Genomic DNA, 25,430 nt, shown 5'->3' on the forward strand with positions numbered 1-25,430 from the left:
CTGCGTCAGACGGCAATGCCGATGGATATCGTGGCGGTGTGGCCATTGGTGGTGTCTCCGGTGAAGGTGGGCGTCTGCCAGGCGATCTGCTCGCTGGTGTTGTCGCCGAAGACATTGTCCGATGTCACGCTGACCCGCGACAGGTTGGAGACGCTGGCGCTGTAGCCGCTGACACCGGCATAGACGGCGCTGGCCACGTCCTTGGGCATGGCCATCTGCGAGGTCAGCAGCTTGTTGGTGTAGCTGCCGGCCGTGTTGAGGCTGCGGAACACCTCGAAGTGCATGTGCGGCCAACGCCCGTCATAGCAGCCCGGGAAGATGGTCACAAAGGTGCATTCGCCATTGCTGTCCGTCGCCTGCACGCCGCGCAGGAAGTTCTGGTTGAGCAGGTCGGTGGAGTACAGCGAATACTCGCCCTCGCGGGTGCAATGCCACAGGTAGATGGCATAGCCTTCCAGCGGGCTGCAGTTGGTGCTGACGTTGACCAGGGTGATCTTGAGCGTCAGCGGCAGGCCCGCAGCCGTGCCGCTCATGCCGCCAAAGCTGCTGCGCAGGTCGCTGCGCACCACGCCGCTTTGCGACAGCACATTGACCAGGCTGCCGCGCGAGCCGTTGGAGCCGTCGGCGGGGTAAGGGCCTTCGGTTTCCGTGGGATCGACCATGCAGGTGGTGGTGGCCGTGCCCGTGCCGGTGCCCGTACCTGTGTCAGTACCGGTGCCTGTTCCGGTTCCCGTGCCGGTCCCTGTCGAATCACCGGAATCACCTCCGCCGCCACCGCAGGCGGACAAGAGCGCGGCAGCGCCACCGGCAGCCATCAGGCCCAACAGGCGGCGGCGCTCGGACAGGCGGCGCGCCATGACTTGCAGATCGTGCTGAAGGCCCAGGTCGTGGGCAAGATCATCGGCATCGTGAGAGTGGTTCATGGGGATGGCTTTTTCATGAGGGCCTGTGCGCAGGCCCGTGGGGTTGCAGACAGCCCGTCGGCGTGGCCCGCCGGGCCACGCGATCACTGCTGTGGATGGGGCGGCGGCCCGCCTGCGCCGGGCCCGCCAGCCGGCATGGCCACCAGCTGCCCGTTCAGGCTGCGGCAGGTGCCGGCCAGCGTCTTGCCATCGGGCATGGTCAGCGTCACGCTGTCACCCTCGGCCTTGCCCTGGCAGGCCGTATAGGCCTCGGGCGGCGGCGACGGCGGATTGCCGTGTCCCCCGTGGCCCTGCGCATGGCTGCAGGCCGCCGCGAAGGCCGCCACAGCCAGCACAAGGGCCGGGCGAATGCGTGAAGCGTTGGTTTGCGAGAAATCAATCATGGTCTTTTCCTGGAGTTGCCAAGGAATTCTTGCGACCAATCTGGGGGGAAATTGGGAGAAGTGGGGACGAGCTGGTACAAGCTCACAGAGCGAGTGGGTCAACAAGCTCTGCATCGCACAACAGAACCATGAAACCAACAAGATTCCTGCTGCTGGCCGCCCTGCTCGGCCCACCCGCTCTTGCTGCAGATCTGACCGTGATCGAAATGCATGCGGCAAGCGGCAATGATCGGCCGTACAGCCTGGATGGCCAGCGGGTCAGTCCGGCTCAGTTGAGAAACACACTCTCCAGGAAGCTGACCGCAGCCCCCGATGCCAAAAGTACGGTTCGCATTGCCGTGCTGGTCGATCCCGATGTGAAGGTCGGTGCCCTCTCCGAGCTTCGCGGTCTGGTGATGAAAGTGGGATTCGGCATGCCGCGCTATTTCATGACGACGCGGGTGAATGACAAGCTCTCCGAGATCCAGGTGAACTACAGCCCGGTCTTCCCGAGAAGCGGGCTGGAGGCGGTGATGTCGTCCGGCCAACAGGCTGCAGATCCAGCGGCAACAGCACCCACTCCGTCCCGCTGATCACAGCCCCAGCATTGTCCTTAGCAGTCAGAGGGCCGAGTTTTTATTCCAGCGTGACATTGGCCTTCTTGACCAGGCGCGCAAAGCGCTCCTGCTCGGAGCGCAGGAACTGGGCTGCTGCCTCGGGGCTGTTGAGCACGGTGTATTCGTCGCGCCGTGCAAAGCCGGCCTTGACCTCGGGGTCGGCAAAGGCAGAGGCGATGCCGTCGTGCAGGCGCCGCACCTGGGCGGGCGGCATGCCCTTGGGGCCGATGGCGGCCACCCAGCCGGCGATGTCCACGCCGGGAAAGCCCTGCTCGGCTACGGTGGGCACATCGGGCAGCGATGCCACGCGCTCGCGGCCCATGATGCCGATGGCACGCAGCGCGCCGGATTTGAGGTGCGCCTGCGCCGTGCCCACGGCGATGACGCCGAAGTCCACCTGCCCGCTGAGCAGGTCCACCACCATCTGGCCCACGCCCTTGTAGGGAATATGGCGCGCCGTGGCGCCGGCGGCGTCCAGAAAGACTTCGGCCGCGAGGTGGAAGATGGTGCCGTTGCCGGACGAGGCGTAGTTGAGGTCGCCGGGCCGCGCCTTCATGAGCGCCTGCAGTTCGCGCGCATTGCGCGCCGCCACCTTGGGGTGGACGACCAGCACGAAGGGCGAGCCGCCGACGATGGACAGCGGCGTGATGTCGGCCAGGCTGTCGTAGGGCAGCTTCTTGAAGACGCTGGGGTTGACGGCGTGGTTGTTGGAGATGAAGGCGATGGTGTTGCCATCGGCCGGCGCCTTGACCAGGGCCTGCGTTCCCGTGATGCCGCCCGCGCCCGGCAGGTTCTCCATGACCACGGGCTGGCCGCCCAGCGAGCGCACCAGCGCAGTCTGGGCCGAGCGCACGATGGTGTCGGCGCCCGAGCCTGCCCCCACGGGCAGGATGACGCGCAGCGGCGTGCCATTTTGGGCGCGCACGCCCAGGGCAGCGGCCCCCAGCGATGCGCCGGCCAGGGCCAGCAGGGTGCGGCGGCGGAAGGGATGGGACGAGTGCATGGGGTTGTCTCCTTTTTGTGTTGTCTCATGCGCGCCGGGGTGGTTTTTCTGCGGCCTTCGGCGCCCGGGGATGGCTGTCAGGTCTGTGATGCAAGGGCTTCGAGGATTTCTTCGGTGTGCTCGCCAATCCCGGCCAGCGGCATGCGCACGCCGGGACGGTGGCCGTTCATGAGCAGGGGCAGCAGCACCACGTCGGTCTGGCCGCCGTCTTCGGTCTGCATGGAAGCCAGGCCGCCGCTTTGGCGCAGGTGCGGGTCGTCCACCAGTTGCTCGGGCCGCGTGATGGGCGCGTAGGGAATGCCTGCGGCCTCCAGCTGCGGCGCAAGCCGGGCCGATTCATGGCTGGCCAGGATGGAGCCCAGCTCGGCCAGCAGTTGAGGGCGCACGGCCACACGGGCGGCGTTGTCGGCGTATTCGGGGCGCTGCAGCAGGTCGGCGCGGTCCAGCACGCGGCACAGGGTGGCGAACTGCTTGTCGCTGACGGCGCCGATGAACAGCTGCTCGCCACCGGCCAGGGTGAACACGTCGTAGACACTCCAGGCCGACACGCGCGAGGGCATGGGCGGCGGTGCCTCGCCCGTCATCAGGTACTGCTGCATGTGCTGGGAGGACAGGAAGACGCAGTTCTCGAAAAGCGCGCTTTGCACCTCCTGGCCGCGCCCGGTGCGCTCACGCTCGCGCAGGGCGGCGAGCACGCCGATGGCGCCGAACATGCCGCCCATGATGTCGTTGACGCTGGTGCCCGCGCGCAGCGGCCGGCCCACGGGGCCGGTCATGTACGACAGGCCGCCCATCATCTGCACCACCTCGTCCAGCGCCAGGCGCTTCTCGTAGGGGCCGGGCAGAAAGCCCTTGTGGCTGACGTAGATGAGGCCGGGCGCGCGCTGCGACAGCGTGGCGTAGTCCAGGCCCAGGGACTGCATGAGGCCGGGGCGGAAGTTCTCCAGCACCACATCGCTGCCAGCGGCCAGCTCGGCAGCGGTGGCGCGGCCCGCTTCGGTGGTGATATCCAGCACCACGCTTTTCTTGTTGCGGTTGAAGCTGCGGAAAAAGCCGATGCCCAGGCCGGGCAGCGTGCGCGTTTTGTCGCCGCCCGGTGGCTCGACCTTGATGACTTCGGCGCCCAGGTCGGCCAGGATCATGCCGCAGGTGGGGCCCATGACCATGTGGGTGAATTCGATGACGCGGATGCCGGACAGCGGCAGCAGGGGTTCGGTGGCCATACAGGTGTGCTCGTGGGAAGGTAAGGGGTTCATGCAGCGGCGGGGGCTGCGTCGGCGGTGACGCTGCGCGGCAGGCCCGCGCGCCACAGCGCGCCGTGCAGGCTTTCGCCGTCCAGCCAGGCGGCCACCTTGGCGCGCAGGCGCAGCAGGGCCTCGATGTCCAGGCCCGTGCCGATGTCCATGGTGTCCAGCATGAAGGCCAGGTCTTCGGTGGAGGCATTGCCGCTGGCGCCGGGCGCATGGGGGCAGCCGCCGATGCCGGCCAGCGTGGCGTCGAAGCGCGTGACGCCGGTTTGCAGTGCGGCATGCACATTGGCCAGCGCCAGGCCACGCGTGTCGTGGAAGTGGCCGCACCAAAAGCGTTCGCCCGCAATGCGCCGCGCCTGCTCGAACAGCGATTGCACCTGGCCTGGCCCGCCATGGCCCACGGTGTCGGCCAGGCTGACGCGGTCGGCCCCCGCGTCCAGCAAGGCCTGCATGCAGCGCAGCACCTCGGCCGGCTCCACCCGGCCCTGCAGCGTGCAACCGAAGGCCGTGCCAATGCCGCCTTCGATCAGCATCTTCGAACCTGCGGAATCGCGTGCGGCACGCATGCGGGCCACCTCGGCCACGACCTCATCGGGCGTCTTGCGCAGGTTGGCAAGGCTGTGGGCATGGCTGGCCGACAGCGGCACCAGCATCAGGTCGGCCCCGCTGGCAAGGGCGCTTTCGGCACCGCGCAGATTGGGCACCAGCACGGAGACGAACAGGCCCGGCAGCGTTCGGGCATAGGCCACCAGCTCGGCCGTGTCGGCCAGTTGGGGCAGCAGGCGCGCGGGGACGAAGGAGCCGACTTCGATCTCGCGCTGGCCGGCAGCGTAGGCATCGCGTATCCATTCCTTCTTGCGCTCGGTGGACAGCACGGTCTGGATGCTTTGCAGGCCATCGCGCAGGCCGACCTCGCGGATGACGGCGGACTGCTGGGCACGGATGGGTTCTGGCATGGGAAGGTTCGCGTGGGGTGGTTTGTCTTGAATGGCACTTTAGACATTCCCACCAGCGTGCAGAAGCGATAATTTTTCGCCTCAGAGTTTCCCAAATGGAAATCCATAACCGCCATGAAAGACCTGGACCTGACCACCCTGCGGCTCTTTGTCGCGGCCTGCGACCTGGGCAACATCGCCCGCGCGGGCGAGCAGCAGCACATCGGCTCATCGGCCATCAGCAAGCGCATGGCGCTGCTGGAAGAGCAGGTGCAGGCCCCACTGCTGGAGCGCCACCGCCGGGGCGTGGTGCCCACCGCAGCCGGGCTGATGCTGCTGGAGCATGCACGCGCCATGCTGGCCAGCGCCGACCGCGCGGCGCGCGACATGGCGGCCTACCAGCATGGCGTGAAGGGACAGGTGCGGATACTGGCCTCGGTCTCGTCGATTGCCGAGTCGCTGCCCGACGACATTGCGGCCTTTCTGCAAAAGCCCGAGCACGCGCAGATCCGCGTGGACATTGAGGAGCTGACCAGCAGCGAAATCATCCGATCCATCCGCGAAGGCCTGGCCCTGGTGGGCGTGTGCTGGAACGCGGCCGATCTGGAGGGCCTGCAGACCCTGCCCTACCGCTGCGACACCCTGGCCGTGGCCGTGCCGGCCGGCCACCCGCTGGCCTTGCGCGACAGCTGCAGCTTCAGCGAAACGCTGGATTGCGAGCATGTGGGCCTGCCCGCCTCCACGGCCGTCTACACCATGCTGGCGCGGGCGGCGGCCATCATCGGCCGGCCCATCAATTACCGCGCCGTGGTCAGCTCCTTCGACGCCACGATCCGCTGCGTGCGCGCCGGCCTGGGCGTGGCCATCATGCCCAGGGAGATCCTGGGCATGGCGGGCCCCAGTCAGGGTGTGCAGGGCGCGCAGGGTGTGCACATGGTGCCGCTCACCGATGCCTGGGCGCGGCGGCAGTTCGCCATCTGCTTCAGGGACGGCAGCCGGCTATCGCCTGCGGCGCGCACGCTGGTGGACTATCTGGCCGGGTGCGCCCAGGCGGGCTGAACAGGCCTTGGGAGTTATCACGATTAATTGAAGTTTGCGTGATACATCCGCTACAGGGTCCCTCCAACAATGGGACCCATGAACACCGCCCTCATCACCCCCCAACCGGCACAGCCCAAGGATGGCCAGCGCATCCACCCGCTGTGGCTGCGCCTGACGCATTGGCTCAATGCGCTGGCCGTGGTCATCCTGGTGACCAGCGGCTGGCGCATCTACAACGCGGCGCCGTTCTTTGATTTCAGCTTTCCGGGCTCCATCACGCTGGGCGGCTGGCTGGGCGGGGCGCTGCAATGGCACTTCGCGGCCATGTGGCTGCTGGTGTTCAACGGATTTCTGTACCTGCTGCTCAACATCGCCAGCGGCCGGTGGCTGCGCAAGTTCTTTCCCATCACGGTGCAGGGCGTGCGCCAGGACCTGTTGGCCGCCCTCAAGGGCCGGCTGTCGCACGCCGACCCGGCCCGCTACAACCATGTGCAAAAGCTGGCCTACCTGTTCGTGGTGCTGGACCTGGTGGTGATCGTGCTGTCGGGCCTGGTGCTGTGGAAGTCGGTGCAGTTTCCGCTGCTGCGCGAGCTGCTGGGCGGCTATGAGTCCGCACGGCGCGTGCACTTCTTCGGCATGGCTGCGCTGGTCGCCTTTGTGGTGGTGCACCTGGCAATGGTCGCCCTGGTGCCCCGGACCTTCCTGACCATGATCCACGGCCGTGCGCCCAAGTCACCATGAAAATCTTCAAAGCCCCTTCCCTGCCCGGCGTCGATGGCGCGGCCGTGGTGCACGAGGCACGCTCGCTGATCGCCCGCAAGCTGGACCAGCCCGCACGCCGCGCCTTTTTGCAGCGATCGCTCACGCTGGGCGGCCTGTCCCTGCTCACGGGCTGCAGCATCAGCGATGACAGCCACGTCGAGGCCGCGCTCAATCAGGTATCGCGCTTCAACGACCGCGTGCAGGGCCTGCTCTTCAGCCCCACGCGGCTGGCGCCCACCTATTCAGCAGCCGAGATCACGCGCCCCTTCCCCTTCAATGCCTACTACGGCGAGGACGAGGTGCGCGAGGTGGACGAGGCCAGCTGGCGCCTGGAAGTGACCGGCATGGTCGCCGACCGCCATGCCTGGAGCCTGGCCGAGCTGCGCGCCATGCCGCAGGAAGAACAGATCACGCGCCATATCTGCGTGGAGGGCTGGAGCGCCATAGGCCGCTGGGGCGGCGTGCGCTTTGCCGATTTCCTGCGCCATATAGGCGCCGACACCAGCGCCAAGTACGTCGGCTTCAAGTGCGTGGACGACTACTTCACCAGCATCGACATGGCCACGGCCCTGCATCCGCAGACGCTGATGGCATTGACTTACGACGGGCAGCCCCTGCCGCCCAAATATGGCTTCCCGATGAAGCTTCGCATGCCCACCAAGCTGGGCTACAAGAACCCGAAGCACGTCCAGGCCATGTTCGTCACCAACACCTACTCCGGCGGCTACTGGGAAGACCAGGGCTACAACTGGTTCGGAGGCAGCTGAGCGGCCTCACAAGCCGCTGTGCCGCCAACGAAGGTGCGAGGCCGGGCCATGCAAGGCCGGCCGATTGTGCAACCTGCAAACCGCTAATCCAAAGGAAGACTCAAATGACCAAGTTCACCACCACCGTGCTCGCCGCCTGCCTCGCCCTGGCCGGCGCCACCTCGGCATTCGCTGCGGATGAGATGTCCAAGGACGGCATGTCCAAGGGCGCAATGACCAAGGATTCCATGTCCAAGGATGGGATGAAGAAGGACTCCATGTCCAAGGACGGGATGAAGAAGGATTCCATGTCCAAGGATGGAATGAAGAAGGACTCCATGCACAAGGACGGCATGCACAAGGATGGCATGTCCAAGGACGCAATGAAGAAGGACTCCATGGGCAAGGACGGAATGTCCAAGTAAGCCGGGGAACTCGCCTGTCCCGGCCGATGCCGCCCGGGCGGCCGGGCTGGCGGGGCTGCCTGCCATGGGACCAGGCGCAAAGCCGGGTCCTTTCTGTGCCCCCCCCATGCCCGCTCCGAGGCAAGAGCGGGCTGGCAGACCTCAGCGGCGCTGGGGTGGGCGCTGGCCCGGGGCGCCGCCGGAGCGTTGCTCAATATGACGGAACGTGAGACGGCCCTTGTTCAGGTCATAGGGCGACATCTCGAGCGTGACCTTGTCGCCGGCCAGCACGCGGATGCGGTGCTTGCGCATTTTTCCGCCGGTATAGGCGATGAGCTGGTGGCCGTTTTCCAGCGTTACGCGGAAGCGGGAATCAGGCAGCACTTCGTCTACCCGGCCTTGCATTTCGATCAGTTCTTCTTTAGCCAATGGGACTCCTGTGAGTACATGTTGAAAGGGGTGCGTCGCCGCAAGTTGCCGGTGCAGCACCATGCTGCGGCCTTGGGCCAGCGCAGGATGACCGCTGCACACAGGCAGCGGATCATCGGAAAAAAGGGAAAGAGGCCCCTGCAGGTGGCAGGGAGAGTGCGGGCCCGGGGAAGGGTGTTGGACCCGCGTGGTGCTCGCCGATGGGAGTGACAGTTGCGGACTTCGTCACAGTGGGCGGCCAACGGCAGTCCGGGGACTGCAAGAATGTCAGACGGGCACTGAGGAGGCGAACAACAAGGACAGCACCTCCAGCAGTATAGGTCAATTGCCGGACCCGCGTTGAAGCGGCGCCGGGTACCGCACCTGTACGGGGCGGCATTTTCCCTGTCGCGACTGGGGCAATTCGCAGTCGAACCGGAAGAAGTGCCCTCTCTTGGTGGTTGCCGCGGCATCGAAGCGGCCGCCGTCGGCCCGCCTCATGCCTTTCACCTATCCCAGCTTGGGCAGCAGGTTGAACAGCAGCACCATCAGCAGGCCCACAAAGGACACGATGGACTGCACCACGGTAATGGTCTTGGTGGCCTCGCCCATGCTCATGCCGAAGGACTCCTTCACCATCCAAAAGCCCGCGTGGTTGGCATAGTTGAAGAACAGCGAACCGCAGCCGATGGCCAGCGCCAGCAGCGGCACGTTCAGCGAAGGATCGGAGGCCGCCAGCGGCGCCAGCAGGCCCGCCGCGCCCACGATGCCCACGGTGGCCGAGCCGGTGGACACCGACAGCAGCATGGCGATCATCCACCCCAGCACCAGCGGAGGCAGGGCGAACTGCTGGGTCATGTGGACGATGGCATCGCCCACCTTGGCGCTGGTCAGGATCTGCTGGAAAGCACCTCCGCCCGCAATGATAAGCATGATGCCGGCGATGGGCTTGAGGCTCTGGCCCAGCGCGTCTCGCAGCTTCTCGGCATCGGCGCCGCGCAGATAGCCCAGGGTGATGGAGGCAAACACCACGCCCAGCAGCATGGCCACCAGCGGATTGCCCAGGAAGGCCGCCGCATGCAGCAGGCCCGAATCCTTGGGCAGCAGCACCTCGGCCAGCGCATGCACCAGCATCAGCAGCGCGGGCAGCAAGGCGCACAGCACACCCATGCCGATGCTGGGCGCACTGCCCTCCCCGCCTTCCTTCTTGCCTGATGTGAACTGCTCCAGCAGGGCTGCATCGGGGCGCGTGCTCATGCGCGGCGTGATGAAGGCGCCGTACAGCGGGCCACCCAGCACCATGGCGGGAATCACGGCCAGAAAGCCGTACAGCATGGTCGGGCCGACCGTGGTGTGCAGCGTGGCAATGGCGGTGAGCGGGCCCGGGTGCGGCGGCACCATGCCGTGCATGGCGGCCAGCGCGGCGATCACGGGCACGCCCACATAGACATAGGCCGATCCCTTGAAGCGCTCATTGCTTTCCAGCTTGCGCGCCACGCTGAAGATCAGCGGCAGCATGACCACCAGCCCCACCTCGAAGAACATGGGAATGCCGATCACGAAGGCCACCAGGGTCATGGCCCAGGGAATCATGCGCTCGGACGTGCGCTGCAGGATGGCACCGGCCAGCCGCTCGGTGGTGCCGGAGTCCGCCAGGATCTTGCCCAGCATCGCGCCCAGGGCAATCACCACGCCCACCGCGCCCAGCGTCTTGCCGGCCCCGTTGGTGAGGTTCTTGACGATCTCGCCCGGCGCCATGCCGGTGGCAAAGCCCACGCCGATGGAAACCACCAGCAGCGCCAGCAGGGGATGAAGACGGATGCGCGAGACGATCAGCGCGACCAGGACCAGCACGCTGGCCAGCGCGATGAGCAGCAGTTGGGTATCGAATGAAGACATAGGAGGCTTGGAGTTGTGTTTTTATGATGGACGCCCGCACGCTGGGATGCATGCGGTTTCCAATCGCTGCAAATCCTATGCCTGACCCTGAAGGGGACCTGTAGGCTCCAGGCTTGTTCGCAGGAGACTGTCTCAGAGCCGTGCCTCCCGTTCCACTACTGCAAGACCAATGAACAACCTCGGCTCCGCTGGCACTCTCGAAGTCTTTGTCAGAGCCGCCATCCAGCCGGAATTTGTGGATTTGGTGGCAGATGCGCGCGCATCGATCGCCAGCGCCCTCGGCGAGGCGCTGGACAGCCTCTACCTGTATGGCAGCGTGGCGCGCGGCTGCGCAAGGGCGGGCTTCTCGGACCTGGACCTGACGGTGGTGCTGGTGCGCTCCCTTAGTGGACAGGAAAGCGCCCGGCTGGAGCAACTACGCCAGGACCTGCAACTACGTCACACAGAAGTCGTGAAGATCGATTTCGACCTGGGCACTCGGCAAGAGGTGCTGGACCCGGCCCATCTCTACAGCTGGGGCTACTGGCTCAAGCATGAGTGCCGCTGCATCCATGGAGAAGACCTGGCGCAGCAGTTTGAGGCGTTCGAGCCGTCCAGGGCGATTGCACAGGCCGTCAATGGTGACTACGTGCAGGTGCTGAACGACTACCTGCAGCGCATTGCCGGAACCCGGGACGACATGGAGGCCCTGCGCCTGCAACGCGAAGCCGCACGCAAGCTGATCCGGGCCACCAATGTGCTGCGCCCCTGCTCAGGGGGCTTCTGGCCGCGCACGCTGGAGGAGTTCGCCGATTGCTTTGCGCAGCTCCATCCGGAAATGGCGCAGTCCATGGCTTTCTTTCTGGCGCAGGCAAGGACGCCCGAGGCACCCAGAGCTCGTTTCAACGCAGAGCTTTCGGCCTTCATCAGCTGGATTCGGAGCCAGCGGGCTGCATCTACGGCAGTCTAGGTACCGGGCAACGCCAGGGCCCAAGCCGCCAAACGCCTGGCTGCCACAAAAGCTTCAAATCTCCGTCACCGCACCGTCACGCGCAGCGGGTGCAATGTAAACGTTTTCAAGAAATCGTTTACATCCATGAGCATCACCGAGGTTGCACGCCGCGCGGGCCTGTCCGTCGCCACTGTTTCGCGGGTTTTCAATTCGCCGGAGGTGGTCAATGCGCAAACGCGCAGCACGGTGCTGCGTGTGGCGCAGGAAGTGGGCTATGTGGCCAATGCCAGCGCCCGCACGCTGCGCACGCGCAGCAGCAAGGTGCTGGGCGTGGTGCTGCCCACGCTCACCAATCCGGTGTTTGCCGAGTGCCTGCAGGGCATTGCCTCACAGGCGGCGCTGCGCGGCTATGCGATTTCGCCTTGCACCACCGAATACGACCACGCCGGTGAAGACGCGGCCACCACGCGGCTGCTGGCCAGCGGGGTGGATGCGCTGGTGCTGGTGGTCTCCAACCCTGGCGATTCGGCGGCGCTGGCGCGTGTGCGCCAGGCCGGCAAGCCCTATGTGCTGGCCTATCACCACACCCATGAGCATGCCTGCGTGGGCGTGGACAACACGGGCGCCGTCAGGGAGCTGGTGCTGCGCCTGGCTGCGGCAGGCCACAGCCGCATCGGCATGGTCACGGGCCAGTTGCAGGCGTCCGACCGCGCCCAGCAGCGCTGCCGTGGCTATGCGCTGGGCATGCAGGCCGCAGGCCTGGCGCCGCTGCCCGCCTGGGAGGTGCCCTTTGCCGCCACGGCCGTGCAGATGCTGCAGCAGCACCTGAGCGAGCAGGCCCCGCCCACGGCCATTGTCTGCAGCAACGATCTGCTGGCGATACGCACCATCCGCGCGGCATCGCTGGCCGGGTTCTCCGTGCCTGCGGACCTGAGCGTGGTCGGCTTTGACGGGATTGCCATGGCCGGCGATCTCACGCCTTCGCTGGCCTCGATTTCCCAGCCCAACCACGAGATCGGCTCGGCCTGCGTGCGCCTGCTGTGCGATGCGCTGGCGGGCAAGAAAACCCTGGCCGCGCAGGACAGCCTGTGCCTGCCGCATGGCTGGCGCAGCGGCGAGTCCTGCCGGCTCTGAAACCAACAACAGCGGCCCGCGCAAGCCAAGGCCGCGCCCTTCCCTTCCCCACGCTCCCCCACCTCTTCGAGTACGCACCATGAAACTGACTGCCATCCCCTTCAAGCTCTCCTTCAAGCGCCTTGCCCTGCTGGCCGCCACCACCGCCGTCTGCGGCACGGCCCTTGCCCAGAGCGCCATCTGCTACAACTGCCCGCCCGAATGGGCCGACTGGGGCACGCAGATCAAGGCCATCAAGGCCGATACCGGCATCACCGTGCCGCCCGACAACAAGAACTCCGGCCAGTCGCTGGCCCAGCTGGTGGCCGAGAAGGCCAGCCCCGTGGCCGACGTGACCTACCTGGGCGTGACCTTCGCCATCCAGGCGCAGAAAGACGGCGTGGTCGCCGCCTACAAGCCCGCCAACTGGGACCAGGTTCCCGCCGGCCTCAAGGACCCCAAGGGCGAGTGGGTGACCATCCACTCGGGCACGCTGGGCTTCATGGTCAACAAGGCGGCGCTGGGCGGCAAGCCCGTGCCGCAGTCCTGGGCAGACCTGCTCAAGCCCGAATACAAGGGCCTGGTCGGCTACCTGGACCCGGCATCGGCCTTCGTGGGCTATGTGGGCGCCGTGGCCGTGAACCAGGCCATGGGCGGCACGCTGGACAACTTCCAGCCCGCCATCGACTACTTCAAGAAGCTGCAGAAGAACGAGCCCATCGTGCCCAAGCAGACCTCGTATGCACGCCTGCTGTCGGGCGAGATCGGCATCCTGCTGGACTACGACTTCAACGCCTACCGCGCCCGCTACAAGGACAAGGCCGACGTGGACTTCGTGATCCCCAAGGAAGGCACCGTGGTCATGCCCTATGTGATGAGCCTGGTGAACAAGGCGCCGCACACGGACAACGGCAAGAAGGTGCTGGACTATGTGCTGTCCGACAAGGGCCAGTCCATCTGGGCCAACGCCTACCTGCGCCCGGTGCGCGACGTGGCCCTGCCCAAGGAGGTGGCCGGCCATTTCCTGCCCGCCAGCGAGTACGCACGCGCCACCTCGGTGGACTACCAGAAGATGGCCGATGTGCAAAAGGGCTTTTCCACGCGCTACCTGCGTGAAGTGCGTTGAGCCGGGCGGACTGCATCGTGGGCATTTCCTCCCAAGCGCCAGGCGACTGGCGCGCCCGCGCGCTGCTGCTGGCCTGCAGCGCGCCGGCCGTGGCCTTCTTCGCGGCGTTCTGGCTGCTGCCGGCCGGCCTGCTGCTGGCGCTGCCGGCGCGTGAAGGCTGGCGCACCTACTTCGCCACGCTGACCGACGCGCTGTACCTGCAAAGCCTGCTGCAGACGCTGGCCCTGTCGCTGGCCGTGACCCTGGCCACGCTGCTGATCGGCGCGGTGATGGGCATTGCGCTGGCGCGCCACCGCTTCACGGGGCGCGGCCTGCTGCTGTCGCTGCTGACGCTGCCGCTGTCGTTTCCGGGCGTGATCATCGGCTTTTTCATCATCCTGCTGGGCGGGCGCCAGGGCGCGCTGGCCGACCTGTCGGTGGCCCTGGGCGGTGAGCGGATCACCTTCGCCTACGGGCTGCTGGGCCTGTTCCTGGGCTACCTGTACTTTTCGCTGCCGCGCGCCATTGCCTCCTACACGGCAGCGGCCGAGGCGCTGGACCCGCACCTGGAGGAGGCCGCGCGCTCGCTGGGCGGCAACGGCTGGCGCGTGGCGCGCGATGTGTGGTGGCCGCAGCTGCTGCCCACCACGCTGGCCTGCGGCGCCATCGTGTTCGCCACGTCGGTCGGCGCCTTCGGCACGGCCTTCACGCTGTCGAGCAAGTTCGAGGTGCTGCCCATCACCATCTACAACGAGTTCACCAACTACGCCAACTTCGCCCTGGCCGCCAGCCTGTCGATCAGCCTGGGGCTGATCACCTGGCTGGTGCTGTGGCTGTCGCGGCGCTGGGCGGGTCCGGCCGCCACAGGAGTCTGACCATGCGGACCACACAAAAAATGCCACCGCTGATGTGGCTGGTGACCGCCACCGTCACCCTGTTCATGCTGGCGCCCATGCTGCTGTCCGTGCTGGCCGGGCTGGTGCAGAACTACGGCCAGGGCCTGTCCAGCGGATTGACCACGCGCTGGCTGGCCGAGGTCTGGGCCGGCTACGGCAATACCGTGCTGATGTCGCTGCTGCTGGCCTGCGCCTGCGTGGCCATGACCTTGGTGCTGGGCGTGCCCTGCGCCTATGCGCTGGCGCGCAGCCGCTCGCCCTGGGCCCGGCATTTCGAGGAACTGCTGACCCTGCCCTTGGCCATTCCGGGCCTGGCCAGCGCCCTGGCCCTGCTGCTGGCCTATGGCAGCGTGGCCGCCTTCCGCCAGAGCTTTGCCTTCATCCTGGTGGGCCATGTGGTGTTCACCCTGCCCTTCATGGTGCGCATGGTGGGCTCGGCACTGCGCCGCCAGGAGCTGGTGGCGCTGGAGGAGGCAGCGCGCAGCCTGGGCGCCTCGTTCGCGCAGCGCTTCCTGGGCGTGCTGGTGCCTGCCGTGCTGCCCGCCATCGTGGCCGCCTGCCTGATGGTGTTCACCCTGTCCATGGGCGAGTTCAACCTGACCTGGATGCTGCACACGCCGCTGACGCGCACCCTGCCCGTGGGCCTGGCCGACAGCTATGCGTCCATGCGCATCGAGGTGGGCTCGGCCTACACCCTCATCTTCCTCATCGTCATCCTGCCCGTGATGTGGCTGCTGCAGGCGCTGGGGCATTTCATCGAGAAGCATTATGGAAAGTAACAGCGTCGCCATCGACATCCGGCAGTGCGCCAAGACCTATGCCGACGGCACCCGCGGCCTGCAGGCCACCGACCTGCGCGTGGAGCCCGGCGAAGTGCTGGCCCTGCTGGGACCCTCGGGCTGCGGCAAGACCACGCTGCTGCGCATCATCGCGGGGCTGGAGACGCCGGATGCGGGCAGCCGCATCGCCTTCGGCGACACCGACGTCACCCGCGTGCCCATAGAAAAGCGCCAGGTGGGCATGGTGTTCCAGCACTACGCGCTGTTCCCGCAGATGAGCGTGCAGGCCAACATAGCCTACGGCCTGCGCATACGCGGCGTGTCCGAGCAGGAGCAGCGCCGCGTGGTGGGCGAACTGGTGGACCTGGTGCGCCTGAACGGCCTGGAGCACAAGCGCCCGGCCGAACTGTCCGGCGGCCAGCGCCAGCGCGTGGCCCTGGCCCGCGCCGTGGCATCGCGCCCGCGCGTGCTGCTGCTGGACGAGCCGCTGACCGCGCTGGACGCCAAACTCAAGGAAACCCTGCGTGACGAGCTGGCCCAGCTGCTGCGCCAGCTGCGCATCACCGCCGTCCACGTCACGCACGACCAGCAGGAGGCCATGGCCATTGCCGACCGCATGGCCGTCATGCAGGCAGGCCGCATCCTGCAGGTGGGCGACGGTGAGAGCCTGTACCGCCGCCCGGCCCATCCCTTTGTCGCCACCTTCCTGGGGCGCGTGAACCAGGTCGAACGCAGCGAAGACGATGCGCGCAGCAACCGGCTGGCGCTTGCCGGCATGGAGCTGGCCTGCCCGGCCGAATGCACGGGCGCGGCCCGGCTGCTGCTGCGCCCTGAAGACATCGAGGTCTGCGCCGCCGGCACGCCGGGCGCCGTGCCCGCGTCGGTGGCGCGCCGCGTCTTCCTGGGCGACCGCCTGCAGCTCACGCTGGAGCTGGCGGGCCACACGCCGCTGATGGCCGACGTGGCCCGCGACCACGCCGCGCAATCGGGCGACCGCGTGGCCTTGCGCATCGCCCCCCACCAATGGATGCCCAACCATGCCCACGCCTGAAACCCTGCGCCCCTCCATGACCACCTTCCTGGCCCAGCTCACCGACCTGCACATCCGCGAACCCGGCCGCCTGACCTACCGCCGCATCGATACCGCCCAATACCTGGAGCGCACGGTGCAAAGCGTGCTAGCCCTGCCCCAGCAGCCGCACGCCTTGGTGATCACCGGCGACCTGACCGACTTCGGCCGGCCCGCCGAATACGCCCACCTGCGCAGCCTGCTGGCGCCGCTGGGCACGCTTCCCATCTACCTGCTGCCCGGCAACCACGATGACCGCGACGCGCTGCGCACCGCCTTTCCCGAGCATCCCTGGCTGCGCAGCGAAGGCTTCATCCAGTACGCCGTGGACATCGGCGATCTGCGGTTGATCGCGCTGGACACCGTGGTGCCCGGCCACAGCGAGGGCACCCTGTGCGAGAAGCGCCTGCAATGGCTGGAGCTGCAACTGGCCGCCAGCGAAGGCCGCCCCGTGGTCATCGCCATGCACCACCCGCCCTTCGAGACCCTGATAGGCCACATGGACAAGATCGGCCTGCTGCAGGGTGCACAGGCGCTGGAAGACCTGGTGCGCCGCCACCCCAACGTGCAGCGCGTCATCTGCGGCCACCTGCACCGCAGCATCCAGGTCGCCTTTGGCGGCACGGTGGCCATGACCTCGCCTGCGCCCGCCCACCAGGTCTGCCTGGACCTGGCGCCCGACGCCGCATCGGCCTGGACGCTGGAGCCGCCCGGCTTCATGCTGCACGCCCTGCCGCCCGGCGGCCGGCTGGTCAGCCATGCCGTAGCCAGCGGCCAGTTTGACGGCCCGCACCCGTTCTGGGATGCGCAGGGGCGGCTGATCGACTGAGCCCGGACGCGCGCGGCCCTGGTGAAAGCCGACGAGAATATCCGCCATGGATATCAACAACATCAAGGGCCGCCTGGACTTCCTGCGCGAGGCGGAAAAGCTCAAGAGCGTGCTGCGCAGCGCCCACACCTCCACCGGCCGCACCGAAAGCACGGCCGAGCACAGCTGGCGCCTGTGCCTGATGGCCATCGCCTTCGAGGACCAGTTCGCACAGCTGGACATGCTCAAGCTGCTCAAGCTGTGCGTGATCCACGACCTGGGCGAGGCCATCCACGGCGACATCCCCGCTGTGGAAAAGAACCAGCACCCCGACAAGAGCGCGCAGGAAAAGGCCGATCTGCTGCACCTGACCCGCTCGCTGCAGCCCGGGCACCGCGACGCCATCATGGCCCTGTGGCAGGAGTACGAAGACGCCGCTACGCCCGAGGCCCGCGCCGTCAAGGCCCTGGACAAGCTGGAGACCATCCTGCAGCACAACCAGGGGATCAATCCGCAGGATTTCGACTACGGCTTCAACCTGGGCTACGGCAGGAAGTACACGGGCGCCGATCCTCTGTTCGCCCAGGTGCGCAGCCTGCTCGACGAGGACACGCGCCAGAAAATGGGCGCCGCCGCGCAGGACGCCAGCGCGACCTAGCTGCGCTAGCGCCCCTGTGGCCGCGTCAGCGGCCCGCGCCGACCCGCTGGCGCCGCCCCAGCCCCATCCATCCGATGGCTGCGGCCAGCAGGCTCAGGACCACAAGGGCTGTGTGCTGCAGCGTCGGCACGGGGGTCACCTGGCCACCGCCGGGGAAAGCCGCCACCGTATTGATGGACGCGGAAGCCATGCACGGCACCGTTCCCACGACCTGCCCTGCCTGCATGCACTGCACCGACGGGTCCCCGGCATCCACGGTGGCCACATTGGTAATGGTTGCGGGCGCCGGGTTGGACACGCTGGCCATCACGGTGAACACCAGCGAGTCTCCTGCCGCGAACACGGGCACCGTGACCGCCAGCGATCCGGAGCCTGACGCCACGGGACATGGCGTGCTGGCGCCGGGCGTACAGGTCCAGGTGGCGCGCTCCAGGCCGGCAGGCAGGCTGTCGGCAATCTGCGCCTGGGTGGCGGCCACGGTCCCCGTATTCCTGACGGTGATGGTGTAGCGCACCGCCTGCCCCGCCTGCACCTGGCCTGCGGGCGAGATGCTGTGGGTCAACGACAGGGCAGGATGCACGGCCTCCCTGTGCCAGGACATGACGTTCTGGTTTTGCACGGGCGCCCCGGTCCACGCAACGGACACGCCGTTGTCGGGCATCTCATAGGTCCCCAGACAGGTGTCGCTCTCACCCGAATGGCTGACCTGCTGGGATGTTTCCGAGAACAGGGAAGCGCACATCGCGTTATTCACGGCCGCCACCTGTTCCGTGGCCATTTCAAACCGGCTCAGCATATCCACATCATTGGGAGATCCACCCGGGCCAACGCCATTGATGGAGCGGTGCGGATTGCTTCCCGTCAGCCAGCGTTGAAGGTGGATTCTGTTTCTCACGATATTGGCCCCACTGTCCGTGGAAACCCTGAAAATGAATGCGCGCACATCCGGGTCGGCACTGCTGTAGGTGGTCAATCCGTCCGAGAAACTATAGGAAGTGACCAGCGCCCTTATTTCGCTCTCGTCCAGGTCGGGCTGCAAGGGTGCGGCCGTTTCAAACCAGCCGGCCAGGCGGGCGGTCCTCGGAAAATCCTGGCATGAGCCGTGAGGCGCCAGGGGACAAGCCGTGCGATCCTGGAAATCCGAGTAGGAGGTTCTCATCTCCCCGAAGTAACGCGTCACTTGCGCGCTGGCGGGTGGGCAGGCCGAGATTGCTGCACCGGCCATCAAGGCAGCCATGAGGGCGTGATTTTTCATAGAACTCCCAGCGATAGATAGATTTGAACTATCAAGGTATCACTGGTATTGAACTTTAAAAATCACCAATCCCAAAAATTCACCCTTCAATGACAAATATTTGCAATACCGCCATTGGAATGGAACTCCAAGTTGCCGTCCTGCCTACTTTTCAACGGAGAGCGCCGATGAATGCGGAACTCCATAACAACCGATCTGCCGTCCGATATCCATTTGGATGGGATCGCACAATACCCCATTTGAATCAAATCTATTGTGACAAACGTTTCAAACAGTAAATAACAATAAGGAATGGCGGTAGATCCGACCCTGGAACGCCGAGGGCGGCTCCCTCACCGATCCACAGGCAGCGCCAGCGTCTCCTTGACCTCCTCCATCACCACATAGCTGTGCGACTCGGCCGGCACGGGCAGTTTCTTGAGGATGTCGCCCAGCAGGCGGCGGTACTCGCGCATGCCGCCCAGGCGGGCCTTGACCAGGTAGTCGAAGCTGCCCGATACCAGGAAGCACTCCAGCACGTCGGGCACGTGCAGCAGTTCCTGGCGCACCTTGTCGAAGACCTCGCCCGACTTGGACGAGAGCTTGATCTCCACGAACACCAGCAGCGTCTTGCCCAGCGCCTCGGGCGAGAGGTGGGCGTGGTAGCCCGTGATCACGCCATCGCGCTCCAGGCGGCGCACGCGCTCCGAGCAGGGCGTGGCCGAGAGGCTGACCTGCTCGGCCAATTCGGTCATGGAGATGCGGCCGTCCCGCTGCAGGATGTCGAGGATCTTGCGATCGGTGCGGTCAAGCACGCGGTTTTCACTTTTGGCGGCCATGGCGGCGATTCCCGGGGCTTATCAATCACTGGAGAGTAGCAATATTTCAGTGATTTCCACTGCCTCATCGTCAATAGACTTTGATTTCATCTTGTTGACCTGGCGGTGAATCGTATGAAAGTCCTTGTTCTTGGTGGCGGTGTCATCGGCGTGACCAGTGCGTACTACCTGGCGCGGGCCGGTGCCGAGGTCACGGTGCTGGACCGGCAGGATGCGCCCGCGTCCGAAACCAGCTTTGCCAACGCGGGCCAGGTCTCGCCCGGCTACTCCACGCCCTGGGCGGCGCCCGGCATTCCGCTCAAGGCCCTGAAGTGGATGCTGCAGGAACACGCGCCGCTGGCCGTGCGCCTGGACGGTAGCCTGTTCCAGCTGCGCTGGATGGCGCAGATGCTGCGCAACTGCTCTGCCCAGCGCTACGCCGTCAACAAGGAACGCATGATGCGCGTGGCCGAGTACAGCCGCAGCTGCCTGCAGCAGTTGCGCGCCGACACCGGCATCGCCTACGAGCAGCGCACCGGCGGCACCTTGCAACTGTTCCGCACCCAGGCCCAGCTGGACGCCGTGGAGCGCGACGTGGCCGTGCTGCGCGAATGCGCCGTGCCCTTCGAGCTGCTGGACCGCGACCAGCTGGCCCAGGTGGAACCCGCCCTGGCCCAGGCGCGCGACCGGCTGACCGGCGGCCTGCGCCTGCCCAAGGACGAGACAGGCGACTGCCACCGCTTCACCAATGAATTGGCCCGCATCGCCACCGGCCTGGGCGTGGAGTTGCGCTTCAACCAGAACGTGGATGGCCTGGTGGTCGAAGGCGGCCGCATTGCCGGCGTGCGCGTCAATGGCGAACTGCTGACCGCCGACCGCTACGTGATGGCCTTCGGCAGCTACTCGCGCCAGGCGCTGGAGCCGCTGGGGCTGGACCTGCCCGTCTACCCCGTCAAGGGCTATTCGCTCACCGTGCCGCTGGGCAACCCGGCGCTGGCGCCGCAGTCCACGGTGCTGGACGAGACCTACAAGATTGCCGTCACCCGTTTTGACGACCGCATCCGCGTGGGCGGCATGGCCGAACTGGGCGGCTTCGACCTGCGCCTGGACCCGCGCCGCCGCGCCACGCTGGAACTGGTGGTCAACGACCTGTTCCCGGGCGGCGACGTGGCGCGCGCCAGCTTCTGGACCGGGCTGCGGCCCATGACGCCGGACGGCACGCCCATCATCGGCGCCACGCGCTACTCCAACCTGTTCCTGAACACCGGCCACGGCACGCTGGGCTGGACCATGGCCTGCGGCTCGGGCCGGCTGATCGCCGACCTGATCACCGGCCGCAGCCCCGAAATCAGCACCGACGGCCTGGCCCTGGACCGCTACACGCACCGGCCGGCCCGGCACCTGGGGGGCAGCTCCACGCCCGTCTCTGCCTGAGCGCAAGACACCTTGAACATCTGAGGCCAGCCTGCACCGGCCCTGCGTTACGGGCCGCTACCCCAGCGTCAGGTCCCGCAGCGCGGACATCAGCGGCGACCAATGGGCCTTGGGGTGGCTGATGAGAAGCCAGCTGCGGCGCGTGCGCAGCTCGGGGATGGGCAGGGACTGCAGGCGCTCGGGATTGCTGCGCAGCACATGGCTGGGCACGTAGCACAGCAGATCGGTCTGGCCCACGATGTCGATGGTGGCCTCGGTGTTGTGCTGGATCTCCAGGGCCACGGTGGGCGCGCCCAGGCCCTGGGCCGCGAAGGCCTCGTCCACCACCTTGCGCACGGCGGCGCCCGGTGCCGGCAAGGCCCAGGAGTAGCCCTGCAAATGCCCGAACCTCAGGCCCTGCTCCAGCGCCAGCTGGAACAGCGGGTGGCGCGGCCGTGCGGCGGCCCATAGCTCGTCCTCGCCAATGACCACCTGGGCGCAGCGCGTGGCATGGCCCGGGTAGGACGGCACCACGGCCAAGTCCAGGCTGCCGTCGAGCAGCGCGCGCTCCAAGTCGTCGGACTTACCCACGGTCAGCCGCACGCGCAGGCCGGGGCGGCGGCGCAGCAACTCGGCCACGGCCCGGGTGGCGCGGCTTTCCGAGGTGGCCTGCGTGAAGCCCAGGCGGATCAGGCCCACATGCTGGGCCTGGATGTCGCTGGCGGCGCGCATCGTCTCCTCATGCCGCAGCACCAGTTGACGCGCAGGCTCCATGAACAGCTGGCCGCTGCTGGTCAGCGCCACGCCATGCGTTCCGCGCGTGAACAGGGCCGCTCCCACCCCCTGCTCCACGCGGCGCACGATCTTGGAGACGGCCGGCTGGGTCAGTTGCAGGGCAGCGGCCGCACGCCCGAAATGGCCATGCTCAGCCACGGCCAGAAAGCAGGCCAGCTCGTTATAGGCAAATCCCGTCATGCCATTCCTTGTCAACGAAGAAAAACGAGAAAGCTTGCTACCTTGCCGAGCAAAGCCATTCCAGATGTGCATCGATTTTCGCTGGTTTGGTTATCACCAAGACAGGGCTTGTGGCTAGAGTTTTGGCATGGAAACTTTTTGAGCCACATCATGAACCCACCAAACATCGTGCTCATCGTCGCGGACAACCTGGGCTGGGGCGAGCTGGGCTGCTACGGCGGCGGTGCGCTGCGCGGCGCGCCCACTCCGCGCATCGACCAGCTGGCCTGCGAGGGACTGCTGCTGCAGAACTTCAATGTGGAAAGCGACTGCGTGCCCACGCGCTCGGCCCTGATGACGGGGCGCCACCCCATCCGCACGGGTGCCCTGCAATCGGTGCCGGCCGGGCTGCCACAGGGCCTGACGCGCGGCGAGACCACGCTGGCCCAGCTGCTGTCGGCCCAGGGATATGCCACGGCGCATTTCGGCAAATGGCATCTGGGGGACATTCCGGGCCGTTATCCCTCGGACCGGGGTTTCGATGAGTGGTACGGCATTCCGCGCACCACGGACGAAAGCCAGTTCACCGCGACCACGGGCTACGACCCCCTGGTGGCGCCCCTGCCCCACATCATGGAAGGCCGCGCGGGCGCGCCCTCGGACGATGTCAAGGTCTATGACCTGGAATCGCGGCGCAACATCGATGCCGAGCTGGTGGAGCGCTCGCTGGACTTCATGCGCCGCAACCACGCCCGGGACCGCCGCTTCTTCCTGTACCTGCCCCTGGTGCACCTGCACTTTCCCACGCTGCCGCATGCGGATTTCGCGGGCCGCACCGGCCAGGGCGACTTTGCCGACTCCATGGTGGAGATGGACCATCGCGTGGGCCAGATCTCGGACGAGATCGACCGGCTCGGCCTGCGCGAGGACACCCTGTTCATCTTCTGCAGCGACAACGGCCCCGAGTTCCGCCAGCCCTACCGCGGCACGGCCGGCCCCTGGCGAGGCACCTACCACACGGCCATGGAGGGCAGCCTGCGCGTGCCCTTCATCGCACGCTGGCCGGGCCGCATCCAGGCCGGGCGCACCAGCAACGAAATCATGCACGTGACCGACATCTTCTCCACCCTGGCGGCGGTGGCGGGCGCCGCCGTGCCGCAGGACCGGCCCATCGACGGCCTGGACCAGACGGCCTTCCTGCTGGGCGAGCCCCGGTCTGCGCGCGAGGGCTTTCTCTTCTACATCAAGGACCAGCTGCGGGCCGCGAAGTGGCGCGACTGGAAGCTGCATTTCTACTGGGAGCCTGAGGTCAACGAGAGCAAGGGCAAGCTGGAGTCACCCTACCTGTTCAACATCGTGCGCGATCCCAAGGAGGAGCATGACGTGCTGATCTTCAACACCTGGGTGCTCAACCCCATGCTGACCATGGTCCAGCGCTTCAACGAAAGCTGCAAGGCACACCCCAACACCGCGCCCGGCGCCCCCGACCAATGACCTGCGCACCCCTACCCGCCCCGCAGGCCAGCGGCCGCCTGCCGACCACCCGCCGCCATGCACTGCGCCCCCTGGCCGCCGCAGCCCTGCTGGCCCTTGCACTGCCCACGGCCCGCGCGGCCGATTCCCCGGCGCACGCCCCGCAGGGCAAGCCCATCACCTGGATCGTGGGCTTTGCGCCCGGCGGCAGCCTGGACGTGCTGACCCGCCATGTGGCCCAGCAACTGGAGGCCAGGGCCGGTGTCAGCGTGGTGGTGGAGAACCGGCCGGGCGCCTCGGGCGCGATCAGCCTGCAGGCGGCGGCCAAGGCGCCTGCCGATGGCCTGACCCTGGTCTCCGTTCCCGGTCCGCAGCTGTCCGGCCCACGCCAACCCGAGGTGGGCCGCGAGCTGACCGCCGTGGCCGTGATGGCCCGGGGCGCCATGGTGCTGGTGGGCCCGGCCCCGGGTGCAGCCGGCAGCCTGGGCGAACTGGTAGCCGCCATGAAAGCCAAACCGGGCCAATGGAGCTACGCCAGTTCGGGCACGGGCACCTCCCAGCATCTGGCCGGCGAACTGCTCAACGCCCTGGCGGCCACCAGCATGGTGCATGTGCCGTACAAGGGCGGCGGGCAGGCCGTGACCGATGTGGTGGGCGGGCAGATCCCCCTGGCCATGCTGGGCGTGACGCCCGTGCTGCCGCACATCCAGTCGGGCCGGCTGAAGGCCTATGCCGTGACCAGCGCCACGCGCATAGACAGCCTGCCTGATGTACCGACCATGCGCGAGGCCGGCGTGCCCGGCTACGAGGCCACCCAGTGGTATGCCGTGGCCGTGCCCTCCGGCACGCCCCCCGAGCGGCTGGCCCAGCTCAACCAATGGATCAACCAGGCCATACAGTCGCCCGAGCTGCGCCCCACGCTGCAGGCCGCCGGGGCCGTGGCCACGCCCATGTCGCTGCCCGAGATCCAGCGCTTCATGTCCCAGGACAACGCCAAGTGGAAGAAGCTGGCTGAAGACCGGCGCCTGGCGCTGGACTGACCCCACAGCGCCGGGCCACGCCAGGCCGGGCCACGCCGGGCCGGGCCGCCAGCCCCTTTCAATGCGCCGAGAACCCCAGCAGGTACTCGTAGCTGAGGCTGGTGGTGCGCGCATCGCCTGCCACGGGCAGGCGCACGATGGCCAGCAGCTGGTTCATGCCGGCACGCGGTGTGACGGTCACCAGGCCGTCGGCATCGGTTGCCAGTGGGGGGCCGCTTTCTCCCAGCGACACGCGCACGCCGGCCCGGGGCTGGCCGCCCAGCAGCACCTGGAATTGCTGGGGCTCGCCCGCGTGGGGCGAGCGGCGGGTCTTGGCGATGATCTCCAGGGTCTGGCCCAGCTTTTCGCGGGTGACCGGGCCCCATTCGAGGATGGTCTTGTGGAACTTGAGCGCATGCACGCCGCTGGTGGCACCGGGGTTCTCGGTCATGGGCTTTTCGACCATCGGCCCCTCGCCCACGCGGCTGAAAAAGCCGTTGTCGAAATGCGCGGCCAGCAGCGCGGCCTTGCGGGCCGGCGTGGCGCGGGCGCCGCCGGGCACGGGCTGCACGGCCACGTCGATGCGGCGGCCGCGCGTGTCATAGGCCTCAACGCTCTTGAGCTTGCCGGCCGCAAAGTTCTCCAGCTGGCCCTCATGGCCGCCGAACTGCACGGTGTAGGCGCCGTCGGCGTCGGGCTCCAGCCAGATGTTGTGGGCCTGGGCCAGCGGTGCGCAGGCCAGCAGCGCAGCGAACGCTGCGGCGGCGAAGGGATGGCGGGCTGTCATGTACGTGTTTCTCATTTGGGGTT

Annotated in this window: 27 protein-coding genes; 16 read left to right on the top strand and 11 right to left on the bottom strand. The window is 67.1% G+C overall.

Going from position 1 to position 25,430, the window contains the following annotated elements; genetic code table 11:
* Nucleotides 1-5: 5 nt before the first annotated feature.
* Nucleotides 6-923 (bottom strand): intradiol ring-cleavage dioxygenase, encoded by a 918-nt coding sequence (locus tag ACF8ML_RS06210; RefSeq protein WP_392406142.1) that lies wholly within the window; start codon nt 921-923, stop codon nt 6-8.
* Between the two features lie 83 nt (nt 924-1,006).
* Complete coding sequence (locus tag ACF8ML_RS06215) at nt 1,007-1,306, bottom strand: hypothetical protein (RefSeq protein ID WP_016448111.1); 300 nt, start codon at nt 1,304-1,306, stop codon at nt 1,007-1,009.
* Between the two features lie 128 nt (nt 1,307-1,434).
* On the opposite strand from ACF8ML_RS06215, the gene ACF8ML_RS06220 reads away from it, so the two are divergent.
* Complete coding sequence (locus ACF8ML_RS06220) at nt 1,435-1,878, top strand: hypothetical protein (protein WP_392406141.1); 444 nt, start codon at nt 1,435-1,437, stop codon at nt 1,876-1,878.
* Between the two features lie 43 nt (nt 1,879-1,921).
* Here the strand turns inward: ACF8ML_RS06220 and ACF8ML_RS06225 are convergent, their stop codons facing one another.
* The 3 genes from ACF8ML_RS06225 to ACF8ML_RS06235 all read right to left on the bottom strand — a co-directional run bounded on the left by ACF8ML_RS06225 (nt 1,922) and on the right by ACF8ML_RS06235 (nt 5,111).
* Entirely contained in the window at nt 1,922-2,905 is a 984-nt protein-coding gene (locus tag ACF8ML_RS06225) for a tripartite tricarboxylate transporter substrate binding protein (RefSeq protein WP_160854926.1), read from the bottom strand.
* A gap of 77 nt (nt 2,906-2,982) precedes the next feature.
* On the bottom strand, nt 2,983-4,128 hold the full coding sequence (locus tag ACF8ML_RS06230; protein WP_338405889.1) for a CaiB/BaiF CoA-transferase family protein: 1,146 nt from the start codon (nt 4,126-4,128) through the stop codon (nt 2,983-2,985).
* A 29-nt stretch (nt 4,129-4,157) separates the two neighbouring features.
* Nucleotides 4,158-5,111: a hydroxymethylglutaryl-CoA lyase gene (locus ACF8ML_RS06235; protein ID WP_392406139.1), complete on the bottom strand. Its 954-nt coding sequence runs from the start codon at nt 5,109-5,111 to the stop codon at nt 4,158-4,160.
* Between the two features lie 114 nt (nt 5,112-5,225).
* On the opposite strand from ACF8ML_RS06235, the gene ACF8ML_RS06240 reads away from it, so the two are divergent.
* From ACF8ML_RS06240 to ACF8ML_RS06255, 4 genes are all read left to right on the top strand, one after another.
* The gene (locus ACF8ML_RS06240; protein WP_392406137.1) at nt 5,226-6,149 is read left to right on the top strand and encodes a LysR family transcriptional regulator; all 924 of its coding nucleotides are present in this window, start codon (nt 5,226-5,228) and stop codon (nt 6,147-6,149) included.
* Between the two features lie 69 nt (nt 6,150-6,218).
* Nucleotides 6,219-6,872, top strand: coding sequence for a cytochrome b/b6 domain-containing protein (locus ACF8ML_RS06245; protein ID WP_392406136.1), 654 nt, complete (start codon nt 6,219-6,221; stop codon nt 6,870-6,872).
* Nucleotides 6,869-7,660 carry a molybdopterin-dependent oxidoreductase gene (locus tag ACF8ML_RS06250; protein ID WP_034367224.1) on the top strand — a complete coding sequence of 264 codons (792 nt, stop codon included), beginning with the start codon at nt 6,869-6,871 and terminating at the stop codon, nt 7,658-7,660. The genes ACF8ML_RS06245 and ACF8ML_RS06250 overlap by 4 nt, the downstream gene beginning before the upstream one ends.
* 104 nt (nt 7,661-7,764) lie before the next feature.
* Nucleotides 7,765-8,064 carry a pentapeptide MXKDX repeat protein gene (locus ACF8ML_RS06255; protein ID WP_016448119.1) on the top strand — a complete coding sequence of 100 codons (300 nt, stop codon included), beginning with the start codon at nt 7,765-7,767 and terminating at the stop codon, nt 8,062-8,064.
* Nucleotides 8,065-8,205: 141 nt separating this feature from the next.
* Here ACF8ML_RS06255 and infA read toward each other — a convergent pair whose 3' ends face one another.
* Together infA and ACF8ML_RS06265 are read right to left on the bottom strand one after the other, a co-directional pair.
* Nucleotides 8,206-8,472, bottom strand: a complete 267-nt coding sequence (gene infA / locus ACF8ML_RS06260) for a translation initiation factor IF-1 (protein ID WP_016448120.1) — start codon at nt 8,470-8,472, stop codon at nt 8,206-8,208.
* 489 nt (nt 8,473-8,961) lie between these two features.
* Nucleotides 8,962-10,350, bottom strand: a complete 1,389-nt coding sequence (locus tag ACF8ML_RS06265; RefSeq protein ID WP_017407212.1) for a GntP family permease — start codon at nt 10,348-10,350, stop codon at nt 8,962-8,964.
* A gap of 235 nt (nt 10,351-10,585) precedes the next feature.
* Here ACF8ML_RS06265 and ACF8ML_RS06270 point away from each other — a divergent pair, with 235 nt between their 5' ends.
* From ACF8ML_RS06270 to ACF8ML_RS06305, 8 genes are all read left to right on the top strand, one after another.
* The gene (locus ACF8ML_RS06270) at nt 10,586-11,299 is read left to right on the top strand and encodes a nucleotidyltransferase domain-containing protein (RefSeq protein WP_392419675.1); all 714 of its coding nucleotides are present in this window, start codon (nt 10,586-10,588) and stop codon (nt 11,297-11,299) included.
* Between the two features lie 126 nt (nt 11,300-11,425).
* Entirely contained in the window at nt 11,426-12,415 is a 990-nt protein-coding gene (locus ACF8ML_RS06275; RefSeq protein WP_392406130.1) for a LacI family DNA-binding transcriptional regulator, read from the top strand.
* A gap of 79 nt (nt 12,416-12,494) precedes the next feature.
* Entirely contained in the window at nt 12,495-13,520 is a 1,026-nt protein-coding gene (locus tag ACF8ML_RS06280; protein WP_392406128.1) for an ABC transporter substrate-binding protein, read from the top strand.
* Complete coding sequence (locus ACF8ML_RS06285) at nt 13,517-14,374, top strand: ABC transporter permease (protein ID WP_279213639.1); 858 nt, start codon at nt 13,517-13,519, stop codon at nt 14,372-14,374. The genes ACF8ML_RS06280 and ACF8ML_RS06285 overlap by 4 nt, the downstream gene beginning before the upstream one ends.
* Nucleotides 14,375-14,376: 2 nt before the next feature.
* The gene (locus ACF8ML_RS06290) at nt 14,377-15,174 is read left to right on the top strand and encodes an ABC transporter permease (RefSeq protein ID WP_392406125.1); all 798 of its coding nucleotides are present in this window, start codon (nt 14,377-14,379) and stop codon (nt 15,172-15,174) included.
* A complete protein-coding gene (locus tag ACF8ML_RS06295) occupies nt 15,164-16,225 on the top strand; it encodes an ABC transporter ATP-binding protein (RefSeq protein WP_016448130.1) in 1,062 nt (353 codons plus the stop codon). The genes ACF8ML_RS06290 and ACF8ML_RS06295 overlap by 11 nt, the downstream gene beginning before the upstream one ends.
* A complete protein-coding gene (locus ACF8ML_RS06300) occupies nt 16,212-17,072 on the top strand; it encodes a phosphodiesterase (protein ID WP_392406124.1) in 861 nt (286 codons plus the stop codon). The genes ACF8ML_RS06295 and ACF8ML_RS06300 overlap by 14 nt, the downstream gene beginning before the upstream one ends.
* Nucleotides 17,073-17,118: 46 nt before the next feature.
* A complete protein-coding gene (locus tag ACF8ML_RS06305; protein ID WP_016448132.1) occupies nt 17,119-17,709 on the top strand; it encodes an HD family hydrolase in 591 nt (196 codons plus the stop codon).
* A 25-nt stretch (nt 17,710-17,734) separates the two neighbouring features.
* Here ACF8ML_RS06305 and ACF8ML_RS06310 read toward each other — a convergent pair whose 3' ends face one another.
* Nucleotides 17,735-18,964 carry an IPTL-CTERM sorting domain-containing protein gene (locus ACF8ML_RS06310; RefSeq protein ID WP_392406122.1) on the bottom strand — a complete coding sequence of 410 codons (1,230 nt, stop codon included), beginning with the start codon at nt 18,962-18,964 and terminating at the stop codon, nt 17,735-17,737.
* A gap of 332 nt (nt 18,965-19,296) precedes the next feature.
* Complete coding sequence (locus ACF8ML_RS06315) at nt 19,297-19,782, bottom strand: winged helix-turn-helix transcriptional regulator (RefSeq protein ID WP_012204957.1); 486 nt, start codon at nt 19,780-19,782, stop codon at nt 19,297-19,299.
* 114 nt (nt 19,783-19,896) lie between these two features.
* On the opposite strand from ACF8ML_RS06315, the gene ACF8ML_RS06320 reads away from it, so the two are divergent.
* The gene (locus tag ACF8ML_RS06320) at nt 19,897-21,195 is read left to right on the top strand and encodes a D-amino acid dehydrogenase (RefSeq protein WP_013802901.1); all 1,299 of its coding nucleotides are present in this window, start codon (nt 19,897-19,899) and stop codon (nt 21,193-21,195) included.
* A 57-nt stretch (nt 21,196-21,252) separates the two neighbouring features.
* Here ACF8ML_RS06320 and ACF8ML_RS06325 read toward each other — a convergent pair whose 3' ends face one another.
* On the bottom strand, nt 21,253-22,149 hold the full coding sequence (locus ACF8ML_RS06325; protein ID WP_013802902.1) for a LysR family transcriptional regulator: 897 nt from the start codon (nt 22,147-22,149) through the stop codon (nt 21,253-21,255).
* A gap of 150 nt (nt 22,150-22,299) precedes the next feature.
* On the opposite strand from ACF8ML_RS06325, the gene ACF8ML_RS06330 reads away from it, so the two are divergent.
* Both ACF8ML_RS06330 and ACF8ML_RS06335 read left to right on the top strand, forming a co-directional pair.
* On the top strand, nt 22,300-23,622 hold the full coding sequence (locus ACF8ML_RS06330; RefSeq protein ID WP_063327938.1) for an arylsulfatase: 1,323 nt from the start codon (nt 22,300-22,302) through the stop codon (nt 23,620-23,622).
* Nucleotides 23,619-24,641, top strand: a complete 1,023-nt coding sequence (locus tag ACF8ML_RS06335; protein ID WP_392406118.1) for a tripartite tricarboxylate transporter substrate binding protein — start codon at nt 23,619-23,621, stop codon at nt 24,639-24,641. Before ACF8ML_RS06330 ends, ACF8ML_RS06335 begins: the two co-directional genes overlap by 4 nt.
* A 58-nt stretch (nt 24,642-24,699) precedes the next feature.
* Here the strand turns inward: ACF8ML_RS06335 and ACF8ML_RS06340 are convergent, their stop codons facing one another.
* The gene (locus tag ACF8ML_RS06340; RefSeq protein WP_392406116.1) at nt 24,700-25,422 is read right to left on the bottom strand and encodes a DUF4198 domain-containing protein; all 723 of its coding nucleotides are present in this window, start codon (nt 25,420-25,422) and stop codon (nt 24,700-24,702) included.
* Nucleotides 25,423-25,430 lie beyond the last annotated feature (8 nt).

This window comes from Delftia sp. WSY_10, assembly GCF_043104705.1.
GTDB classification, from domain to species: Bacteria; Pseudomonadota; Gammaproteobacteria; order Burkholderiales; family Burkholderiaceae_C; genus Comamonas; species Comamonas tsuruhatensis.

Excerpts from the sequence above, each read along its gene's own strand:
- ACF8ML_RS06310 (WP_392406122.1), bottom strand. The coding sequence starts at position 18,964 with ATGAAAAATCACGCCCTCATGGCTGCCTTGATGGCCGGTGCAGCAATC.
- ACF8ML_RS06225 (WP_160854926.1), bottom strand. The coding sequence starts at position 2,905 with ATGCACTCGTCCCATCCCTTCCGCCGCCGCACCCTGCTGGCCCTGGCC.
- ACF8ML_RS06240 (WP_392406137.1), top strand. The coding sequence starts at position 5,226 with ATGAAAGACCTGGACCTGACCACCCTGCGGCTCTTTGTCGCGGCCTGC.
- ACF8ML_RS06220 (WP_392406141.1), top strand. The coding sequence starts at position 1,435 with ATGAAACCAACAAGATTCCTGCTGCTGGCCGCCCTGCTCGGCCCACCC.
- ACF8ML_RS06305 (WP_016448132.1), top strand. The coding sequence starts at position 17,119 with ATGGATATCAACAACATCAAGGGCCGCCTGGACTTCCTGCGCGAGGCG.
- ACF8ML_RS06210 (WP_392406142.1), bottom strand. The coding sequence starts at position 923 with ATGAACCACTCTCACGATGCCGATGATCTTGCCCACGACCTGGGCCTT.
- ACF8ML_RS06255 (WP_016448119.1), top strand. The coding sequence starts at position 7,765 with ATGACCAAGTTCACCACCACCGTGCTCGCCGCCTGCCTCGCCCTGGCC.
- ACF8ML_RS06295 (WP_016448130.1), top strand. The coding sequence starts at position 15,164 with ATGGAAAGTAACAGCGTCGCCATCGACATCCGGCAGTGCGCCAAGACC.
- ACF8ML_RS06290 (WP_392406125.1), top strand. The coding sequence starts at position 14,377 with ATGCGGACCACACAAAAAATGCCACCGCTGATGTGGCTGGTGACCGCC.
- ACF8ML_RS06265 (WP_017407212.1), bottom strand. The coding sequence starts at position 10,350 with ATGTCTTCATTCGATACCCAACTGCTGCTCATCGCGCTGGCCAGCGTG.
- ACF8ML_RS06320 (WP_013802901.1), top strand. The coding sequence starts at position 19,897 with ATGAAAGTCCTTGTTCTTGGTGGCGGTGTCATCGGCGTGACCAGTGCG.
- ACF8ML_RS06315 (WP_012204957.1), bottom strand. The coding sequence starts at position 19,782 with ATGGCCGCCAAAAGTGAAAACCGCGTGCTTGACCGCACCGATCGCAAG.
- ACF8ML_RS06300 (WP_392406124.1), top strand. The coding sequence starts at position 16,212 with ATGCCCACGCCTGAAACCCTGCGCCCCTCCATGACCACCTTCCTGGCC.
- ACF8ML_RS06330 (WP_063327938.1), top strand. The coding sequence starts at position 22,300 with ATGAACCCACCAAACATCGTGCTCATCGTCGCGGACAACCTGGGCTGG.
- ACF8ML_RS06280 (WP_392406128.1), top strand. The coding sequence starts at position 12,495 with ATGAAACTGACTGCCATCCCCTTCAAGCTCTCCTTCAAGCGCCTTGCC.
- ACF8ML_RS06275 (WP_392406130.1), top strand. The coding sequence starts at position 11,426 with ATGAGCATCACCGAGGTTGCACGCCGCGCGGGCCTGTCCGTCGCCACT.
- ACF8ML_RS06335 (WP_392406118.1), top strand. The coding sequence starts at position 23,619 with ATGACCTGCGCACCCCTACCCGCCCCGCAGGCCAGCGGCCGCCTGCCG.
- ACF8ML_RS06215 (WP_016448111.1), bottom strand. The coding sequence starts at position 1,306 with ATGATTGATTTCTCGCAAACCAACGCTTCACGCATTCGCCCGGCCCTT.
- ACF8ML_RS06230 (WP_338405889.1), bottom strand. The coding sequence starts at position 4,128 with ATGGCCACCGAACCCCTGCTGCCGCTGTCCGGCATCCGCGTCATCGAA.
- ACF8ML_RS06245 (WP_392406136.1), top strand. The coding sequence starts at position 6,219 with ATGGGACCCATGAACACCGCCCTCATCACCCCCCAACCGGCACAGCCC.
- ACF8ML_RS06325 (WP_013802902.1), bottom strand. The coding sequence starts at position 22,149 with ATGACGGGATTTGCCTATAACGAGCTGGCCTGCTTTCTGGCCGTGGCT.
- ACF8ML_RS06235 (WP_392406139.1), bottom strand. The coding sequence starts at position 5,111 with ATGCCAGAACCCATCCGTGCCCAGCAGTCCGCCGTCATCCGCGAGGTC.
- ACF8ML_RS06340 (WP_392406116.1), bottom strand. The coding sequence starts at position 25,422 with ATGAGAAACACGTACATGACAGCCCGCCATCCCTTCGCCGCCGCAGCG.
- ACF8ML_RS06250 (WP_034367224.1), top strand. The coding sequence starts at position 6,869 with ATGAAAATCTTCAAAGCCCCTTCCCTGCCCGGCGTCGATGGCGCGGCC.